Origin of the sequence: Amycolatopsis sp. NPDC024027, from assembly GCF_040638975.1 — a bacterium.
Lineage (GTDB): Bacteria > Actinomycetota > Actinomycetes > Mycobacteriales > Pseudonocardiaceae > Amycolatopsis.
This window is the reverse complement of the sequence record NZ_JBEZYY010000003.1, coordinates 368,926-386,862: the sequence shown is the minus strand read 5'-3', so window position 1 is coordinate 386,862 and position 17,937 is coordinate 368,926. Positions and strand designations below refer to the sequence as shown.

The 17,937-nt window shown below is 71.2% G+C and carries 16 protein-coding genes and 1 pseudogene; 3 read left to right on the top strand and 14 right to left on the bottom strand.

Annotated elements, in window-relative coordinates; translation table 11 throughout:
• The first annotated feature begins 370 nt into the window (after window positions 1–370).
• Entirely contained in the window at window positions 371–2,818 is a 2,448-nt protein-coding gene (locus AB0F52_RS11120) for a molybdopterin-dependent oxidoreductase (protein ID WP_360167808.1), read from the top strand.
• A 4-nt stretch (window positions 2,819–2,822) separates the two neighbouring features.
• On the opposite strand, the gene AB0F52_RS11115 is transcribed toward AB0F52_RS11120, so the two are convergent.
• The 8 genes from AB0F52_RS11115 to AB0F52_RS11080 are packed head-to-tail and all read right to left on the bottom strand — an operon-like array spanning window position 2,823 to window position 10,824.
• Window positions 2,823–3,665: a metalloregulator ArsR/SmtB family transcription factor gene (locus AB0F52_RS11115; protein WP_360167805.1), complete on the bottom strand. Its 843-nt coding sequence runs from the start codon at window positions 3,663–3,665 to the stop codon at window positions 2,823–2,825.
• 48 nt (window positions 3,666–3,713) lie between these two features.
• A complete protein-coding gene (locus AB0F52_RS11110) occupies window positions 3,714–4,925 on the bottom strand; it encodes an ATP-grasp domain-containing protein (RefSeq protein WP_360167802.1) in 1,212 nt (403 codons plus the stop codon).
• Window positions 4,922–5,272, bottom strand: a complete 351-nt coding sequence (locus AB0F52_RS11105; protein ID WP_360167799.1) for a metalloregulator ArsR/SmtB family transcription factor — start codon at window positions 5,270–5,272, stop codon at window positions 4,922–4,924. Before AB0F52_RS11105 ends, AB0F52_RS11110 begins: the two co-directional genes overlap by 4 nt.
• A gap of 9 nt (window positions 5,273–5,281) precedes the next feature.
• Window positions 5,282–6,322 (bottom strand): inorganic phosphate transporter, encoded by a 1,041-nt coding sequence (locus AB0F52_RS11100; protein WP_360167796.1) that lies wholly within the window; start codon window positions 6,320–6,322, stop codon window positions 5,282–5,284.
• A 35-nt stretch (window positions 6,323–6,357) separates the two neighbouring features.
• Window positions 6,358–7,113 (bottom strand): methyltransferase domain-containing protein, encoded by a 756-nt coding sequence (locus AB0F52_RS11095; RefSeq protein ID WP_360167793.1) that lies wholly within the window; start codon window positions 7,111–7,113, stop codon window positions 6,358–6,360.
• A gap of 15 nt (window positions 7,114–7,128) precedes the next feature.
• Window positions 7,129–8,241 carry a GTP-binding protein gene (locus AB0F52_RS11090; protein ID WP_360167790.1) on the bottom strand — a complete coding sequence of 371 codons (1,113 nt, stop codon included), beginning with the start codon at window positions 8,239–8,241 and terminating at the stop codon, window positions 7,129–7,131.
• A 33-nt stretch (window positions 8,242–8,274) separates the two neighbouring features.
• Window positions 8,275–9,534, bottom strand: a complete 1,260-nt coding sequence (locus tag AB0F52_RS11085) for a GNAT family N-acetyltransferase (RefSeq protein WP_360167787.1) — start codon at window positions 9,532–9,534, stop codon at window positions 8,275–8,277.
• 36 nt (window positions 9,535–9,570) lie between these two features.
• Window positions 9,571–10,824: an RCCLKC-tail radical SAM protein gene (locus AB0F52_RS11080; protein ID WP_360167784.1), complete on the bottom strand. Its 1,254-nt coding sequence runs from the start codon at window positions 10,822–10,824 to the stop codon at window positions 9,571–9,573.
• A 332-nt stretch (window positions 10,825–11,156) separates the two neighbouring features.
• Between AB0F52_RS11080 and AB0F52_RS11075 the strand changes: the two genes are divergently transcribed.
• Together AB0F52_RS11075 and AB0F52_RS11070 are read left to right on the top strand one after the other, a co-directional pair.
• Window positions 11,157–12,200: a permease gene (locus AB0F52_RS11075; protein WP_360167781.1), complete on the top strand. Its 1,044-nt coding sequence runs from the start codon at window positions 11,157–11,159 to the stop codon at window positions 12,198–12,200.
• A gap of 135 nt (window positions 12,201–12,335) precedes the next feature.
• Window positions 12,336–12,677 (top strand): annotated as a pseudogene (locus AB0F52_RS11070) (arsenate reductase ArsC); the annotation flags it as partial.
• Here the strand turns inward: AB0F52_RS11070 and AB0F52_RS11065 are convergent.
• Genes AB0F52_RS11065 through AB0F52_RS11040 form a run of 6 tightly spaced genes read right to left on the bottom strand, consistent with a single transcriptional unit; the run spans window position 12,650 to window position 17,937 of the window.
• Window positions 12,650–13,849 carry an MFS transporter gene (locus tag AB0F52_RS11065; protein WP_360167778.1) on the bottom strand — a complete coding sequence of 400 codons (1,200 nt, stop codon included), beginning with the start codon at window positions 13,847–13,849 and terminating at the stop codon, window positions 12,650–12,652. The pseudogene AB0F52_RS11070 and the gene AB0F52_RS11065 overlap by 28 nt on opposite strands.
• The gene (locus AB0F52_RS11060; RefSeq protein ID WP_360167775.1) at window positions 13,846–14,424 is read right to left on the bottom strand and encodes a cupin; all 579 of its coding nucleotides are present in this window, start codon (window positions 14,422–14,424) and stop codon (window positions 13,846–13,848) included. Before AB0F52_RS11060 ends, AB0F52_RS11065 begins: the two co-directional genes overlap by 4 nt.
• Window positions 14,421–15,053, bottom strand: a complete 633-nt coding sequence (mtnB, locus tag AB0F52_RS11055) for a methylthioribulose 1-phosphate dehydratase (RefSeq protein WP_360167772.1) — start codon at window positions 15,051–15,053, stop codon at window positions 14,421–14,423. Before mtnB ends, AB0F52_RS11060 begins: the two co-directional genes overlap by 4 nt.
• Window positions 15,050–15,766, bottom strand: coding sequence for an acireductone synthase (mtnC, locus tag AB0F52_RS11050; RefSeq protein ID WP_360167769.1), 717 nt, complete (start codon window positions 15,764–15,766; stop codon window positions 15,050–15,052). The genes mtnB and mtnC overlap by 4 nt, the downstream gene beginning before the upstream one ends.
• Window positions 15,763–16,788 carry a methylthioribose-1-phosphate isomerase gene (locus AB0F52_RS11045; protein WP_360167766.1) on the bottom strand — a complete coding sequence of 342 codons (1,026 nt, stop codon included), beginning with the start codon at window positions 16,786–16,788 and terminating at the stop codon, window positions 15,763–15,765. Before AB0F52_RS11045 ends, mtnC begins: the two co-directional genes overlap by 4 nt.
• Before the next feature lie 12 nt (window positions 16,789–16,800).
• Entirely contained in the window at window positions 16,801–17,937 is a 1,137-nt protein-coding gene (locus AB0F52_RS11040) for an acyl-CoA dehydrogenase family protein (protein WP_360167763.1), read from the bottom strand.

The following is a 17,937-nucleotide window of genomic DNA, read 5'->3' as shown; positions in this document are numbered from 1 at the left end:
ACTCACCCGGCGCGCCGCTGGGGGCACCGGCCCGCTTCGCCGCAGAACGGCACGCGCGGTCCGATCGCCTCGCGTGCCGCCTTCGGTAACGCCCCGGCCGTCGTTTCACCAAATCAACGGCTTCGGCCGACGAACACCGCATTCGCAGCACAGCAAGGGAATGCCCGCCGCGTTCGCGGTGACTTCGCCGCCACCATCGAGCGTCGCCGAATGATTGCGACATTCGTTGCTACCCCATGGTTCCGCCACTCTCTAGGGTGGATCGACGCGTGTCGATGAAGTCGCGCGCTGTGTCCGCTTCGTCTTCTGGGGGTAGGTCCTTATGGACGACTTCGCCGGCCTGTCACGAAGAGGTTTCGTTCAAGGTGCCGTGATCAGCGGCGCCTCGCTGTTCGTCGACCCGGCCGTCGCCGCCGGGGATTCCGCGGTGCCGGGTGCCCGCGACGGCGGTCCGCCCGGCGGCGGCCGAGAGCTCAGCTTCACCACCGACTCGGCGGCGCTGCACCCGGACACCGTCGTCTCGACGGCCTGCCAGTTCTGCAACTCGAACTGCCGGCTCGAGGTCGGCCTGCGAGCCGGGCGGGTCATCAGCGTCTCCGGTGACCCGGACGACCCGGTGCAGGCCGGCAACTTCTGCGTGAAGGCGTCGATGATGCCGGAGCTGGCCTACAGCCCGCTGCGGCTGACCACTCCCCTGCGCCGCGTCTCCGGCGCCAAGGGCTCGAAGGACTCGAAGTTCGAGCCCGTCTCGTGGGACGACGCTCTCGACCTCATCGCCGACCGGCTCCTGAAGCTGCGCGACAGCGGCCAGGTGAAGTCGATCGCCAACCGGACCACCGGCCGGCTGCCGCGCGGTACCGGTTCCCTGGTCGCGCGGCTCTTCGCGCTGCTCGGCAGCCCGAACAACACCGATGTCGGCCCGGTCTGCAACGACGCCGGCGGCAACGCCCTCGCCGCGACCTTCGGGCTCGGGAACTTCACCAACGGCTACGGCGTCGACGCCGCCACCGGGCGGGAGGACCTCGGCGCCGCGAAGTACCTGCTGTTCCTCGGCACCAACCAGGCCGAGACCCACCCGGTCACCTTCGACTACCTGCTCAGAAGCCGGGCCAAAACCGGGGCGAAGCTGGTCGTCGTGGACCCGCGCCGGACACCGACCGGCGCGGCCGCCGACACCTGGGTCGCGCCCAAGCCGCACACCGACTTCGCGCTCGTGCTCGGCATGCTCCAGCACATCATCGCCCGGAACCTTCACGACCAGGCGTTCGTGCGGCGCTGGGTGCTCGGGTTCGCCGAACTGCGCGACCACGTCGAGGGCTACACGCCGGACTGGGCGGCCGGCGTGACCGGGGTGCCGGCGGCGACCATCCGGCAGCTCGCCGAGGACTACGCCACGGCCAAGCCCGCCGCGATCTTCTGCAACGCCGGGATCTCCCACCAGCTCGGTGCTTTCGACACCTACCGCGTCCTGACCTTCCTCGCCGCGGTCACCGGCAACATCGGCGTGCCCGGCGGCGGCTGCAACTTCATGCACAACACCTGGCCCGGCGACCTGCGGCTGCCCGAGCTCACGGTCCGCACGCCGCCGCTGGAGCAGGCGCTGCCGGTCGGTCCGGACTCCTTCGCCGAGGCCATCCTCACCGGGCGCCCGTACCCGCTCAAGGCCGTCATCACCGAAGGCAACCCGCTCATCTCGAGCGCGAACACCACCAAGGTCCGCGAGGCGTTCAAGAAGCTGGACTTCTACGTCTACACCGGCCTGTTCATGGAGGAAGCCGCGTACTACGCCGACGTCGTCCTGCCGGTGTGCAGCGGCCTGGAGCTGGACGGCGTCTACATGCGACGCGACGACCGCGCGATCCGCTGGCAGCACGCCGCGGTGCCCCGGGTCGGGCAGTCGAAGCCGGACTGGGAGATCTGGATCGACCTCGCCCACGCCTTCGGCCGCCGCGACCGCAAGAAGCCGGCGAGCTACTGGACCGACGCGTTCCCCCAACGCTGGAAGGACTACGCCACGCTGTGGGCGGAGTTCGTCCGGCACACCCCGGCGATGGGCGGGATGACGCAGCAGCGGATGGACGCCCGCGCCGAGCCGCTGCGGTGGCCGTGCCCGACGCCGGCACACCCCGGCGTCAGCACGCTCTACCTCGACCACCCGTCCTGGTACGAGGCCGCGGCCGCGCTCGGTGCGCCGGGCAAGCGGTTCCTCACCCCGAGCGGGAACGTCGAGATCTTCACCCCGGAGCTGGACCGCAAGCTCGCCCGGGCCGGCCACCGGGCCTTGCCGGTCTTCTACACCCACCCCGAGGTCACCGGCGCGAATCCGACGCTGAGCTACGAGCCCGGGTTCGTGACCAACCCGATCAACCCCCAGGCGGTGACGCACAAGGTGAAGCTCGGTGTGCCGGGCTCGGACGCGGTGCACCGGGACTTCCCGCTGATGGGCGTGACCGGACGCCCGAGCGTCGTGCACTTCGCCTCGGTGACGCACTGGACGCCGACCGGCGAGCAGCTGAACGGGATCCGCCTGGTGCAGGTGCACCCGGACACCGCGCGCCGGTTCGGGATCCGCGACCGCGACACCGTCGTGGTGGAGAGCCCGCGCGGGAAGGTGACCGGGACGGCGCTGTTCTGGACGGCGATCCGGCCGGACACGATCTTCGTGCCCCACACCTTCGGTCCGGCGCAGCAGGTCGGCGACCAGTTCGGCGACCCGCGCTACGAGGCGGCGAACACGCTGGTCGACGACGCGTTGTACGACAACCTGTCGGGGCAGCAGGCGTACAAGTGCTTCGCCTGCCGGATCAGCAAGGGCTGACCGGTCAGAGCTGGGAGGCGCGGCGCCGTTCGAGCAGGACGGTGTCGCGCCACCGGCCGTCGAGCTCGCCGATGCGCTCGCGGATGCCGACGGTGCGGAACCCGGCGCCGTGGTGCAGGGCGACGCTGTTGCGGTTCTCGGGGAAGATCGACGTCTGCAGCGTCCACAGCCCGGCTTCGTCGGCGGCGGTGACGAGCCGGTGCATGAGGGCCTTGCCGACGCCGCGGCCCTGGTACTTCTCCCCCACGTACACCGACGTCTCGGCGACCCCGGCGTAGCAGTCGCGAGTGGACACCGGCGCCGCGGCGGCCCAGCCGGCGACCTGGCCGCCGGCCTCGGCGACCCAGCGGTGCCCGCGCAGCCACTTCGCTTCGAGGTCGGCGCGCGGCGGGACCTCGGTTTCGAAGGTCGCGTCGCCGGTGGCGATGCCTTCGGCGTAGATGCGGCGCACGGCCGGCCAGTCCTTGGCGCGCAGCGGGCGGATGATGACGTCCGGGGCGAGATCGCTCGCCTCGGTGGGCTTGGGGGCGAGCAGGCCCATGACCACGTCGGCGGCGTGCGGGAGGCTCACGGCGCAGGAGCCGTTGACCGAGACGAGGGTGGCGGTGCCGACCTTGCGCAGCCGCACGAACCCGACGTCGGCGAGCTTGCGGACGTGGTGCGAGCAGTTGGACTGGCTGATCTCCATCTGCTCGGTGATCTCGCCGATGGTCACGGCCTTGCCCGCGGCCGCGACGGCGTGCAGGATGCGCACCCGCGTGGTGTCGGCGAGGCACGCGAACCATTCGGCGTAGGTCGCGGCGTCCTCGACGGGCAGCAGCGCGGCGGCGGGCGCGGTGGTCGTCATATCCCGATTGTGCCTCACCCGGATGAGGGATCGACGGCCGTCGATGCTTCAGACGCTGTGAAGCTCGACGATTTCCCCGGCGTCGGCCAGGTCGGCAGTGACCTGGGCGTGGTCGTCACCGACGGCGATGACGTGCCCGTACCGGGCGAGGTAGGCGCGCGGCGGGAGGGCCAGCTTGGTGCCGGGGCCGGCGGTGCCGAGCGCCTCGTGGACGGTGGGTCCGAACCGGTCGGGGTGCACCGTGGTGGCGGTGACCTCGCAGTCGTGGGGCGGGTAGAGGAAGCGGATCGCGGCGGTCCGGCGCAGCGGGCGCCGGGCGGCAGGAGGACGGCCGACGGCGACCTGCGCGGCCGCGACGACCGGGTCGGTACCGGCGAGGATGCCCAGGCGCGGGATGAAGTCGCCGCCGAGCCGGGCGTTGATCTCGACCAGGCGCGGGCCGCGCGGGGTCAGCTTGAACTCGGTGTGGGTGGCGCCGTGGGTGAAGCCGATGCCCTTGTGGACCTGGTCGAGCTGGTCGAGCAGGGCGCTGTCTTCGAACAGCGGGTCGTCGGCGTCGACGGTGTGGCCGGTTTCCTCGAAGAACGGCTCGAACCCGGTCTGCTTGCGGGCGATCACCATCGGGTGGCAGACGCCGTTCTCGACGACGGCGTCGACGCTGATCTCCGGCCCGGTGAGCAGCTCCTCGACCAGCACGTCGGCGTCGTAGCGCGGCACGCCGGGCCAGGACGCGCCGGCGGCCGCGGTGAACGCGCCGTCGACCTGTTCGGCGGTGTCGGCGCGCAGCACACCGAGGCTGCCGGCCAGGCCGCGGGCCTTGACCACCACGGGGTAGCCGATGGCGTCGGCCGCGGCGACGGCGTCCTCGGCGGTGGCAACCGGCCGGGACGCGGGCTGCGGCACCCCGGCTTCGGCGAGCGTGGCGCGGGTGGCGGCCTTGTCCCGGCAGGCCTGGACGGCTTCGGGCGCGCTTCCCGGGAGTCCGGCTTGCCGCGCGAAGTGGGCGACGGCGGTGACCAGGGATTCGTCGTAGGTCAGCACGCCGTCGGGCCGGAACTCGAGCTTCGCGGCGGCAGCCGAGAGAGCGTCCGGGTCGCGGGTGTCGACGACGGTGACGCCCTCGACGTGCTCGGTCTGCCAGGTCGGTTCGACCGAGTCGAGCAGCCACAGCCGGAAGTGCGGCCGCAGCGCGGCCAGGATGTACTCGCGGTAGCGGCGGTCCCCGCTGCCGGCCAGCAACAGCGCCGGGTGCTCGGTCACGACGTCCTTTCCAGCGGAAGCGAGTCATTGCCGTCGCGGGTGGCCAGCAGGCCGAGAACGACGTTGGCGGCGGTGGGCAGACCGACTTCGCAGCTGTGGTTGATCGCGTAGAGGATGCTGGTCCCGGCTCGCCGGCGGGTGACGAACCGGACCTGGGAAAGGATCTTGAGGTGGTGCGAAACAGTGGGCTGGGCGATGCCGAGGTGGTCCACGATCGCGCCGACGGGAACCGGGTCACGGTGCTGGGCCAGGAAGTGCACGATCATGACCCGGTTCGCGTCCGACAGCGCGTGGAACCAGCGGGCGTAGGACTCGGCGGTCTCCCGCTCCAGCTTGTGCTCGCTCACCCCACCAGGCTATCGGGCCAAGATGAACACCACGGCCGCGACGACACCGGCCACCGGCGGGGTGACCAGCCAGGCGATCAAGAAGTTCCGCACCGTCCCACCCGAGATCCGGCTCAGGTTCGGGCCGGCCGATCCCGCGATCGCGCCGGTGGAGACGTGCGTGGTCGACATCGGCAGCCCCGCACCGGCACCGACCCCGACGAGGGCGGCGGTGGTGAGGTTGGCGAGGAAACCTTCACGGTGGTTCATCTTGACCACGCCCTCGCCGAGCTTCTCCGCGACCCGCATCCCGCCCAGCAGCGATCCGGCGGCCATGGCGGCGGTCACCAGGATCATGATGTGCCAAGGCTTCATCCCGGCCGGGACCAGCGCGAACGCGCCGATGGCAACGATCTTCGGCGTGTCGTTGAGGCCGCGGGCGAAGCCGGTGGCGCCGCTGGTGAACCAGTGCGCCGCGGTCATGAACCTGGCCGAGGTCTTCTCCGGCGTCACCACCGGCGCCGTCTGCACAGCGACGTCCCCGCCGCCGTTGGGCGGGGTGACCGGCGGCGTGGCCGCGGACCGGCGCTTGTTCGCGGCGCCGGTGGCGATCGCGAGGATCAGCGTGATGCCGTAGGCGACGACGATGCTGACCAGCAGCGGCGTGACGAGCTTGCTGCCGACGGCGCTCCAGGACACCCCGCCGGTGCTCATCAACAGCCCGGCACCGACCATGCCGCCGATGAGGGCGTGGGTCGTCGAGACCGGCAGCCGCAGCACGGTGGCCAGCCCGACCCAGAACGCGGCTCCGGCGAGCACCGCGACGGCGAAGGCGTCGGTGGTGGCACCGGTGATGATGCCCTTGGAGAACAGGGCGGTCATCTTCGACGCGAGGCCGAGCGAGAAGACGCACCCGAGCAGCGTGGTGATCGTGCCCCAGATGATCGCCGTCTTGTACTTGGTGACCCCGGCCCCGGCCAGGGTGGCGACGCCTTTGGGGACGTCGTTGCTGCCGTTGACCGCCGCCAGCGCGGCTACGAGGACGAACACGACTACCGCGGTGAAAGACATCCAGGTACTCCCCTCAGTGATCGAAACTCCGGCGTTCAGCAGCAACCGCTGTCAGGCCCGCACTCGCCGGCGCCCGGCTTGCGGGCGCGGATGATCGCGGAGTGCATGCCGTCGGCGGCGTCCTGGGTGAACACGACCTCGGCGCCGGTCAGCCCGACCTCGGCGAGCAGGCCGAGGTATTCGCTCTTGGACAGGGCGCCGGCGATGCACTGGCTGACACCGCCGCGCTCGGCACGATCGGCGGGCGTGAGGTGGTCCTCGGCGACGACGTCGGTGATCCCGAGCCGCCCGCCCGGCGCGAGCACCCGGGCCATCTCGGCGAACACCGCGGGCTTGTCCACCGACAGGTTGATCACGCAGTTGGAGATGACGACGTCGACGGTGCCCGCGGGGAGCGGGATCTGCTCGATCGTGCCCTTGAGCAGGATGACGTTGTCGATCTCGGCGTCCTCGATGTTCTGCCGGGCGACGGCGAGCATCTCCTCGAGGAAGTCCAGGCCGAAGACCTGCCCGTCCGGGCCGACACGGCGTGCGGACAGGATGAGGTCCAGCCCGGCTCCGGAGCCGAGGTCCAGGACGGTCTCGCCGTCGCGCAGCTCGGCCACGGCGGTCGGGTTGCCGCAGCCGAGGCTGGCGAGCAGCGCCGCGTCCGTCGCCTCGTCCGGGCCGATGTCGCCGTAGGCGCCGGGCCCGAACCGCGCCGGGTCCGGCGCGCAGCAGCTCTTCGCCTCCGCGGCCTCGGCCGCCTTCCCGCGGTAGTAGTCCTGGATCTCGGTGATCGTGTCGGTCATGGTCGTCTTTCGGGGTCAGGCGCCGGTGGCGGCGAGCCGGTGGACCGGGGTCGGGTAGCCGGGTTTGAACGAGACCGGCGCGGTGCTGCTGGAGCGGGCGCCGAGGGCGGCGTTGGCGGTCGAGACCGCGTTGCGGACTGCCTCGTCGAGCTCGTCGGGCTCGCACGCGACACGGGCGTTGACGATGACCCGGGCTGCCGTGGCCGGCTTGTCGGCGGCGCGGTCGACCGTCGGCTCGGCGCCCGCCGCGGTCAGGCTGAGCTTGGCGAAGTCGCCGTCCCCGGCCTCGACGGTCAGCTTGGCGTGCCCGACGACGGCCTCGGAACAGTGCGCCCAGCTGCCGAGGGTGGCGAGCACCTGACGGGCCCAGGCGGTGAGGTCGAGGGGAGCGTCGGCGGTCAGCTGGAGGTCCTGGTTCATCCAGGCCAGCTGGGCTTCGGCCGCGGCGTAGCGGTCGTAGTCGACCTGCAGGTCCACGGCGTGGTTGCCGGAGGGACCTTCCCACGCCTTCACCAGCTCGGGGACGCGGTCGCCCGACTTGGCGCTGTAGCCGATGACGGCGGCGTTGGGATAGTCCGCGGCCAGCCGCGCCATCAGGTCGCCGGCCTTTGCCGGAGCCACCGTGTCGAGCTTGTTGACGGCGATGACGTCCGCCTCGATGAGTTGCTGCCGGAACAGGTAGGACAGGTCCGACTCGGGTTCACCCCGCTGGGCGGCACGGTCGAACGCCAAGTACCGCAACGGGTCGATGACTGTCGTGAGTGGACTGACGACCATGCTTTCGCCGTAGTAGGAGCGCAACGGCCGCACCACCGTGGCCTGCAGGTCCGTGCACGAGCCGACGGCCTCGGCGATCACGGTGTCGACCGGGGTGTCGCCGGCCCCGTCGACGAGCGCGCGGATCGTGTCGACGAGGTCTTCGAAGCGGCAGCAGAAGCAGCCGCCGGTGACTTCGGCGACGGAGTCGAGCTTGCTGCGCACCAACGCGGTGTCGACGAGCTCGACGCCCTGGTCGTTCGTGATCACCGCGACGCGGTGACCCTGCTCCTGCAGCGCCTGCGCCGTGGCGATCATCGTGGTGGTCTTGCCGGCCCCGAGGAACCCGGTCAGCGGCACGAAAGTGATCACAGCTGTCCTCCCAGATGGTGTTTCGTGCGCTGATCAGCCGTCGGAGCAGCAGGCGCCGGAGCCGCCGGACACGACCGGCAGCGGGGTGCGGGTGGCGGCGGGGGCATCGCCGAACGCGACGCGGCGGCTCGCGCCGAAAGCGTCCATCCACTTCGCCACCTGCGGGCGCAGTTCCGGATCGGACACGACCATCGAGGTGGTCACCGGCCGCGGGGTGCAGCCGCGCAGCACCTTCGCCTGGTGGGCGCCCGCGCCGAACTCGACGGTGCGCAGTCCTTCGGCGTAGGCGTCACGGACCGGGGCGTCGAGGACGAGGGCGAAGTAGATGCCGCTGCGCTCGCCGATGGCGGCGTAGTCGAAGCCGGCCCACTTCGGGAACAGCCGGTGGTGCTTGCGGATCACGACGCAGGTGGCGACCAGGGCACCGTCCTTCGTGCCGGCGTAGGCCCGTACGTCCGCGCGGGCGTCCAGCAGCGCGGTCAGCATGTCGACGATGTGCGCGGGTTCTTCGCCGGCGCCGTTCTTCTCCCGGTTGAGGCAGGTCAGCTCGGCGATCCGGGTGACGTAGGGCCGGATGGCCTCGCCGTCGACGCGCTCGACGTGTACCCCGGCGGCCTCGGCGCGGCGGACGTCGCTCTTGATCCGCTGGCGCTTCTTCAGCGGCAGGGCCGCCAGGTGCCCTTCCCACGAGCCGGCGTCGAGGCGCAGGTAGTCCTCGTAGCCCCAGAACGTGCTGTGCCCGCCGGCCGCGTCGAGTGCGGTCACCAGCGCGTCGTTGCCGCTGCGGCCGGAGACCCACGGCGCGGCGATGCAGCGGATGCCCGAGGCGAAGGCCGCCGGCACCAGCTCCGACACCATCTGCGCCATCAGGCTCGGCGTCCAGAAGTTGTACGCCACTTCGGTGCGGTAACCCAGCGGGGATCCCAGCAGCAGCGCCGGGAAGAACGGGTCGGTGCCCAGCGCGTCGACCTCGCCGCTGATGCCGGCGTCGGTCTGCGCTCCACAGCAGACCTCCTCCCCCGTCGGCGCCTGCCAGCCCAGGTAGGTGCGCGGCTCGTGGTCGACCACCGGCGGGGTGGTCATCACGTAGCCGGGCAGCAGGGCCAGCTCGCCCCGGGCCCGGGTGGCGATCGTGTGCCACGGCTGCAGGTCGGTCAGCGCCTTCTCGCTCGCCCCGAGCCAGGTCGGCCCGAGGTACGGGAAGACGTCGGTGAGGTCGGCCAGCTCACCTGCCCAGTCCAGGTCCGGCAGTCCCTGACCCGTGTTCACCACGACGCGCGGTGCTCCACCCATTGCTTCCTGTCCCTCTCGATCCGGTTCCGGCCTGGCTCAGCACTTCACGCAGCAGCGCACCTTGCCGACGTCTTCGGCGTCGGCCCGGCGCTCGATCCACAGCTCCTCGACGCGGCGGTCCGGGTGGGTCCATTCGACCCACAGACCGCGGTCGACGGTGGCGATGTCCTCCATCCACGGCGAGGACAGCAGCGGCGATCCCTTGAACAGCAGCAGCCGGGTCTGCAGCGCGGTCGGGTCGGTGACCTTCGCCAGGCCGGTGTCGACGAGGAAGTCCTCGAAGGTGAGCAGCTCGTCGTACTCGATCCACGGGGTGAAGGGGATGAACGTCGGGTAGAGCACGAACCCGATGCGCTCGGCTTCGGCGATCGCGGCGCGCATGTGGTCGACGTCGATGTGCTTGTCGAAGATCCGCAGGATCCGGTTCGACGGGAACTCCAGCGCCGAGGTCACTTTCACCAGTCCGAGCGAGACGAGTTCGGCCAGTTCCTTTTGGTAGCTGAGGATGTGGTCGACGCGGGTGGTGAACTCGAAGGTGATCGGGCCGATCTCGTCGACGAGCTTGCGCACGACCCCGGGGCCGATGGTGCGGGAGTTGAAGAACTCGGCGTCGATGAAGCAGAAGTGCCGGACACCTTCGTCGGCCAGCTGCAGGCAGTCGGCCAAGACGGTGTCGGCGTTGTACGCGGCGACCCCGCCGTCATAAGCGCCGTACACCGAGCAATAGGTGCACTTGTGGTGGCAACCGCGCGTCGTTTCGACGTTGCCCATCAGCCCGTACGGTGAATGGTGCGCCGGATAGTGCACCAGCGACGGGAACAAATCACGAGCCGGCGCGGGAACGGTGATCCTGCGGTGCGGCGGCTTCGGCCGCATGCCGGTGCGCGTCATCGACGCCGGCACGGCGGCGACCTCGCGCTCCCCTCGGGCGACCTCGGCCAGCTCGGCCGCGACGAGCTCGGGCTCTTCCATCACGATGGCGTCGACCGTTTCGAGGAACCGCCGATGGTTCATCTGGGCGTACTGCCCGAACGCGACCAGCTTGGCCCCACCGAAGGCTTCCCGCAGCCGGGCGGCGAGATCCAGTCCACGTTCGACACCTTCGAACTGCTGCACGGACAGCAGGATGAGGTCGAACTCGCCGTCAGGAAGGGCGTCCGGTGCCTTGTGCGCGTCCCACCCCACGACGTCGGTGTCCTGCGCGCGCATCGCGGCGCCGGCGCAGGCGGAGGTCAGCGGCTGCAGTTCGGCTTCGAAGGCGGACGCGACAAGGACACGCGCAGCGGGCATGGTTCCCCCACAACTGAATCGGACAAAAAGGATTGGTTCCCCCAGTGGAACCGGCCCCGGAACGGGCCTCTCCTCGTACGAGGCATCACGATTGCATGCTTCAGCGATACATGTCAATGGATCGATAAACGCAGGTAGATCACGGTTTTCACGCTCGAAATTCATCCTTTCGGACGTTGTGATCACGCAATCCGCAAACTCCGCGAGGGCCGGCACGACGATCGGCGGGTATGGACCGGGCGCCTTTAATCGACTAGCATCGATGAAAGCTGGGGGAGCTACCGCATCCCTTCGGCACCGCGAACCCGGTCCCCGATGTCAAGGATGGTGGCATGGACAAGATCCTCGAGGTCCTGCGCTTGGCCTGGGAGAATTTGGTCGACCTGAGCATCTTCTTCTTCATCGCCCTGGCCATCGCCGCGCTGGTCGACCTGCTCTACCTCGACATCGTCGCGCGCCGCTCGTTCCGCAAGCACGGCCTGCTCGGCGTCCTGTTCACCACCTGCCTCGGCGCGTTCAGCCCGTTCTGCTCCTTCACCGTCATCCCGTTGATCCGCAAGCTGCTGCGCGGCGGCGTGCCGTTGTCCGCGGTGATGTCGTTCTGGATCGCCTCGCCCGCCATGGACCCACCGATCTTCGCCTTGACGGCCAAGGAGATCGGCCTCCCGCTGGCGACCGCCCGTCTTCTCGGCGCGCTCGTGCTGGCCATGGGAGCCGGGATCATCATCCTGCTCGTCGAGAAGCGCGGCGGCTTCAAGGACGTGCTCCGGCCGGAGAAGAAGCCGGCCGTCGACGAGCGCGAGCGCGCCGCCGCGCCGGCCGAAGCCGCGATGACCACCAGCGGCGGCAGCGGCACGACGGTCCTCGCCGAGGCACCCGCGACGACCGGCGGCCCGGTACCCGAGGACGACGATGACGACGGCGCCCCGTGGTGGCCCCAGGCGAAGGCGAGCCTGCGGTCCAGGCGGAACTGGCGCATCACCGGCCGGAACTTCCTGCGCGACACCGTGTCCCTGGGCAAGTGGCTCGTCTTCGCGTGCGTCTTCGAAGGCGTCATCCGCGTCTACGTGCCCAACGGCGTCATCACCAGCATCCTCGGCGGCGACAAGGGCTGGCTGGCCATCCCGCTCGCCGCGGTGATCAGCATCCCGCTCTACCTCAACGGCGTCGGCGCCATCCCCATCGTCGGCGGCCTGCTGGCCAAGGGCATGGCGCAGGGCGCGGCGGTGACGTTCCTGCTCGCCGGGTCCGTGACGACCATCCCGGCGATGGTCGCGGTCCGCAGCGTCGTCAACAACAAGGTTTTCGCGCTGTACATCGCGTTCGGCATGCTCGGCAGCATCCTGCTCGGGTTCCTCGCGCAACTGCTCCTGTGAACTTGTGCCGGGCGGCCGCCCCTCCCCCAGCCGGCCGCCCGGCACATCCTCCGCGCTTCCCGTTCCCCGGAAGGACTTCTCGTGGCCGTGCCCGAGGTTCTGTTCGTCTGCGTCCACAACGCCGGTCGCTCGCAGATGGCCGCGGCCTTCCTTCGCCACCACGGCGGGGACCGGGTCGTGGTGCGCTCGGCGGGCTCCGCGCCCGCCGAGACCATCAACCCGGCGGTGGCCGAGGTGATGGCCGAACGCGGCATCGACCTCTCCGGCCGGCAGCCGAAGAAGCTGACCGCCGAGAACGTGCGGCGATCCGACGTCGTCATCACGATGGGCTGCGGCGACGCCTGCCCGGTCTTCCCCGGCACCCGCTACCTGGACTGGCAGCTCGAGGATCCCGCGGGCCGCGGTGCCGACGAGATCCGCCCGATCCGCGACGACATCGAGCGGCGGGTTCAGGACCTGCTGTCCGAGCTGGCCGGCGCTTCGGCCACGGCCGGACGCGCGGCGAACGACACCGGGACCGCCGCGACGGTGACCACGCCGAGCACCACGAACGCCGTCGAGTAGCTGCCGGTGACCGCGGCCAGCACGGCCCCGGTGTAGGGCGCGACGGCCGACATGATCGTCAGCGGCGCCGTCAAGAGGCCGCTGAGCCGGCCATAACCCGCGGTTCCCCACCGGTCCGCGACCGCGGTCGCCTGCAGCAGCGTGAAGACACCACGGGCCATGCCGGCCAGGACGGACGCCACGATCAGCGCCGCGGGTGAGATGAGCGCGCCCAGCAGGGTGGTCGTCGCCGCGAGGATCACGATGACCACGGCCGTGCGGGTGCGGACGCCGGTGCGGTTCGCCAGGGTCGCGAACCCCAGCCGCCCGGCGACCTGCCCGGCTCCGCCCAGCCCGAGCGCGATCGCCGCCGTCCCCGTCGACAACCCCCGTTCCGACAGCAACGCGACGAGGTTGACGACCACGGCGTAGGTGCCCAGCGCCGTGAGGCTGAAGGCGGCGACCAGCGCGATGAAGGCCGGACTGCGGGCGTCCCGGCTTCTCGTCGCCGACGTCGTGGCGTCCGCGGTGACCGGCGGCCAGGGGCGACGCAGCCCGGACCAGTGGCCCGGCACGGTGATCACCGCCAGGACCACCGCGAGGACGAGGTAGGTGTTCCGCCAGCCGAGGTGGCCGGCCAGCAACGCGGTCAGCGGCGCGAAGACGGTGCTCGCGAATCCGGCGACCAGCGTCAACGTCGTCAGCGCACGGACCCGGTCCGGGCCGTACCAGCGGGTGAGCGCGGCGAAGGCGGGCGGGTAGAACGTCGCGGCCATCGCGAGGCCCGCGCACACCCAGCCGAAGAAGAACCACGGCAGGCCGCGCGCGGTCGCGATCATCACCACGGCGGCCACGCCGACGACCGAGCCCGCGGTCATCAGCCGCCGCGGGCCGTGGTGGTCCAGCACCCGCCCCACCGCGATGCCGGTCAGCGCGGACACGAGCAGGGCGACCGACAGGGCCGCGGTCAGCGCGGCCGGTGACCAGCCGGTGTCCCGGGCGATGGCCGGTACCAGCACCGGGAAGGCGTAGAACAGCACACCCCAGCTGGTGATCTCGGTGAGGCACAAGACGGCCAGCACCGCCCGCAGCTTGCGGTCGGTCAACGGAGCCCGGCCGCCAGGGTGTCGAAGTCCGGGAACGCCGCCGCGATCGGTGAGCCGGTGAACGTGCCGACCCAGCCGCCGTCGTCGTGGAAGAACCGCACCGACACGTAGTCCGGGTGGGTGCCCATGTCGAACCAGTGCGTGGTGTTCGCCGGGACGCTCAGCAGATCACCCGCCTCACACAGGACGCCGTACACCTCCGCGCCGATGTGCAGGTAGAAGACGCCGGCGCCCCGGGCGAAGTACCGGTCTTCGTCATCGTCGTGGGTGTGCTCGGCGAGGAACTTCTGCCGTGCTTGCACCGCTTCGGCCGCCCACGACGGGTCGTCGGACGGAGTCATCCGCACCGCGTCGACGAGCTGGTAACCCTCCCGCGCGATGACCTTGTCGATCTGCGGGCGGTAGGCGTCCAGCACCTCGTCCGAGGTGACTTCCCGCGGGAGGTCCTCGACGACGTCCCAGCGTTCGAAGCGGACGCCGAGCTTGCCGAGCTCGGCCGTGATCGCCTCGGCGTCGGTGGTGCGCAGCCGCACCTGCTCCGGCCGGTCGTCGGGCCAGACGGTCAAGAGCGTCATCCTGCTCTCCTTTCCCGGGCGTCGAACCCGGACTCGACGGCGAACCGCAGCAGCCATTCCAGGCATTCGAGGCGGTGGCGGGCCTGGTGCAGATCATCACCCCAGACGTAGACACCGTGCCGGGCGACGATCAGCGCCGGGGTGTCCGGCCGGAAACCGGCGGCGAAGGCCTCCCCGAGCACACGCATGTCCTGGCTGTTCGGGACGACCGGGATCGTCACGACGTCGTCGTGCGCGGCCCGGCCGAAGCCCTTCAGCATCTCCTGCTCGCGCAGGACGACTCCGGCCGGCCAGCGTTCGGCGGCGAGCACCGGGGCCAGGGCGTGGACGTGCACCACCGCGCCGGCGCCGGAGACCGCGGCGATCCGGCCGTGCAGCCCGGCTTCGGCCGACGGGACCCGCTCGGGGTGCGGCTGGTCCGGGACGGCCGCACCGTGCTCGTCGATGAGCACGACGTCCTGTTCGGACAGTTCGCCTTTGTCACGGCCGCTGACCGTGACGACCAGCCGGAGCGGATCCCGGCCGGACACCACCGAGAGATTGCCCGATGTCCCGCGCATCCAGCCCATCGCCGTGTAGCGCGCGGCTTCCGCGGCCAAGACGCGTCCGGCGAGGTCGATCGCGGTCATCTCCGGATCACCTTGACCTCGTCGAAGGTCGCGACGGCCGGGTGGCTGCCGAAGCCGGCCTCCTCGTACGGCTCGCCGGGGCGGGCGACGCCGACCGTCTGCCAGCCGTCGGCCTCGGCGGCGTCGAGTTCGGCCGGCACGTCGGAGAAGAACACGATGTCGCCGGGTTCCGCGCCGAGGCCGGTGGCGATGGCGCGGTAGGAGCGGGCTTCGCGCTTCGGGCCGGCGTTGACGGTGTCGAAGTGCGCGGCGAACAGGCCGGTCAGGTCGCCTTCCGTGGTTCGCGAGAAGGAGGCGATCTGTCCGGCGACCGAGCCGGAGGAGAAGATCGCCAGCGTGAGGCCGGCGTCGTGCCAGGTGCGCAGCGCGGGGACGACGTCGGGGAAGTACTCGGTGGTCAGGTCGCCCTCGGCGTAGCCGCGCTGCCAGATCAAGCCCTGCAACGTCTTCAGCGGGGCGGCCTTGCGGTCTTCGTCCATCCACCGGTGCAGCACCGCGACGACCTCGCTCGTGCTCGCCTGTTCCGGGAGGCCGCCGAGCTGTTTGGCGTCGCGCACGGCGCTCGTGACAGCGGGGTCGCCGGGGTGGTCGTCGATCCACGGCCCCAGCCGCGGCCGGGCGTAGCCGTAGAGCACGACGTGCACCTGGCTGGTGGCGGTGAGCGTGCCCTCGATGTCGAGGACCACCCATCGGGCGGACACCGTCGTGGTCACTGGTTGGGTTCCCCTTCCGCGTAGTACTCCCCCAGCCGGTCCGGGGTGAACGGCCCGCGGTCGGTCACCACCGTGGTGACGAACCGCGGTGGCGTGACGTCGAAAGCCGGGTAGCGGCCGCGAATCCGGCCGCTGGTGGTGGGCTGCCCGAGCACGGTGAGCACCTCGGCGCCGTCGCGGTACTCGATCGGCACGTCGGCTCCGGTGGCGGTGGCCTGGTCCGGGGCCTGCACGAGGGCGTGGAACGGGACGTCGAACGCGGACGCGGCGACGGCGAGGCCGAGCGTGCCGATCTTGTTGACGACGTGGCCGTCCATCGTGACGCGGTCGGCCGCCGTGACGAGGGCGTCGATGCGGCCGGCGGCCAGCTCGGCGGCGCCCATGCCGTCGGTGATCAGCGTGGTGTCGACGTCCATCTCGGCGAGGGTCGCCGCGGTGAGCCGGGCGCCCTGCAGGTAGGGCCGGGTTTCGGTGCAGACGAACGCCAAGCTCTTGCGCGCGCGACGGGCCGCGAGCACCAGCTCGACGAGGTAGAGGTCGGCCCAGCAGTGGGTGAGCACGACGCCGGCGCCGGGCAGCAGCTCGGCCGCGTGACCGGCGAGCGCGCGGCAGCGGGCCCGGTACCGCTCGTCGCCGTGACGGGCCCCCTCTTCGGCCGCCTTGACCAGCTCGTCGCCGCTGGCCCCGTCGACGGCGTCGAGTACGCAGGTCACCGCTTTGCGCAGGTGGTTGTTCGTCTTGCGGGTGGCGATGATCTGCTCGGCAGCCGTCTCGAGGCGTACGCGGGCTTCAGCAGCGGGCAGACCAGCCGCGTCGCGGGCAGCGAGAACCATCGCGCCGAGCGCGGCGAAGTACGGACCGGAAGACTGGGTGACCATGCCGGAGATCGCGTCCGCGACCTCACCGACGGTGCGGCAGTGCACCCACTCGCGGGCGAAGGGGAACCGGCGGCGGTCGAGGATGTGCACGCCGTCCTCGTCGAGGCGGACGCTGTCGGCGAGGACGGGCAGCGGATCGGTCACCGGCGCTCCCCGTCAGCTGTATCCGGACGGCACGGGCGGGGTGCCGCGCAGGAAGTGGTCCCCGACCTCACGGGCCTTGTAGCTGATCGGGTCGTGCAGGGTCAGGGTGCGGGCGTTGCGCCAGAAGCGGTCGAAGGAGTACTTCCCGGCCGTCGATCTGGCTCCGGTGAACTCGAAGACCTTCGACGTGGTCTCGATGGCCGCGCGGCTCGCGGCGATCTTCGCCGTCGAGATGACGATCGCCGTCTCGGCGCGTTCCTCGGCGGTCAGGTCGTCGCCGCGCTCGTCGGCGGCACCGAGCGCGGCCACGGCGGCGTCGACCGCGTAGCCGGCGGCGCGCGTCATGGCGAGCAGCTCGCCGTATCCGGCGAGGGTGTACGGGTCGTCGGCCGCCGAGGCGACGCCGGAGAGCGTCCAGGCGCGGGCGTGGTCGCGGGTGTAGACCGCGGCGGCGTCGAGCGATCCGAGGGCTAGACCGACGTACACCTGGGCGAGCATCAGCTGGAAGCCCAGGGCGGCGAGGGAAAGCCGTGGCGGCACCGGATCGTCCGGCTGGACGCCGAGCACGTCGGCGGGCTCGACCCGGACGCGCTCGAAGCGGACGCCGCCGCTGGCGGTCAGCCGCTGCCCCATGTTGTCCCACTCGCCGGGGTAGCCGATGCCGGGAGCGTGGGCGTCGACGACGAACGTGGTCTTCTCGCCGGTGTCGGTCCGGGTGGCGCTGACGACCAGCCGGTCGGCGACGGCGGCGCCGGTGGCGAAGGTCTTGAACCCGTCGACCACGAAGGCGTCGCCGACCGGGGTCATGGTCAGATCCGCGTCGAGCGGATTGCTGACCCCGGCCCAGAACCAGCCGGTTTCCGAGGGCGCGGGCGGGCCGAACAGCCCGGTCCGCCACCGCTGGAGGTAGTGGTAGCCGAGCAGGTGCCCGATGGAGGCGTCGGCGGCCGCGACGGTGCGGGCGGCCTCGTTCGCGGCCGTCCACCCGTCGGTGGTCAGCAGCTCGAGCAGGCCCGACTGCCGCAGCAGCTCGACCTCGGCGACCGGGAGGGCGCCGGCTCGATCCCGTTCCGCCGCGTCGGCGCGCAGGGCCGCGGCGACCTTCTCGCTGGATTCCCGCCAGTTCATCCCCAGTACCTCCGAGCTCAA

Excerpts from the sequence above, each read along its gene's own strand:
- AB0F52_RS11115 (WP_360167805.1), bottom strand. The coding sequence starts at position 3,665 with ATGACGACCACCGCGCCCGCCGCCGCGCTGCTGCCCGTCGAGGACGCC.
- AB0F52_RS11080 (WP_360167784.1), bottom strand. The coding sequence starts at position 10,824 with ATGCCCGCTGCGCGTGTCCTTGTCGCGTCCGCCTTCGAAGCCGAACTG.
- AB0F52_RS11085 (WP_360167787.1), bottom strand. The coding sequence starts at position 9,534 with ATGGGTGGAGCACCGCGCGTCGTGGTGAACACGGGTCAGGGACTGCCG.
- AB0F52_RS11100 (WP_360167796.1), bottom strand. The coding sequence starts at position 6,322 with ATGTCTTTCACCGCGGTAGTCGTGTTCGTCCTCGTAGCCGCGCTGGCG.
- AB0F52_RS11060 (WP_360167775.1), bottom strand. The coding sequence starts at position 14,424 with ATGACGCTCTTGACCGTCTGGCCCGACGACCGGCCGGAGCAGGTGCGG.
- AB0F52_RS11095 (WP_360167793.1), bottom strand. The coding sequence starts at position 7,113 with ATGACCGACACGATCACCGAGATCCAGGACTACTACCGCGGGAAGGCG.
- mtnB (WP_360167772.1), bottom strand. The coding sequence starts at position 15,053 with ATGACCGCGATCGACCTCGCCGGACGCGTCTTGGCCGCGGAAGCCGCG.
- AB0F52_RS11075 (WP_360167781.1), top strand. The coding sequence starts at position 11,157 with ATGGACAAGATCCTCGAGGTCCTGCGCTTGGCCTGGGAGAATTTGGTC.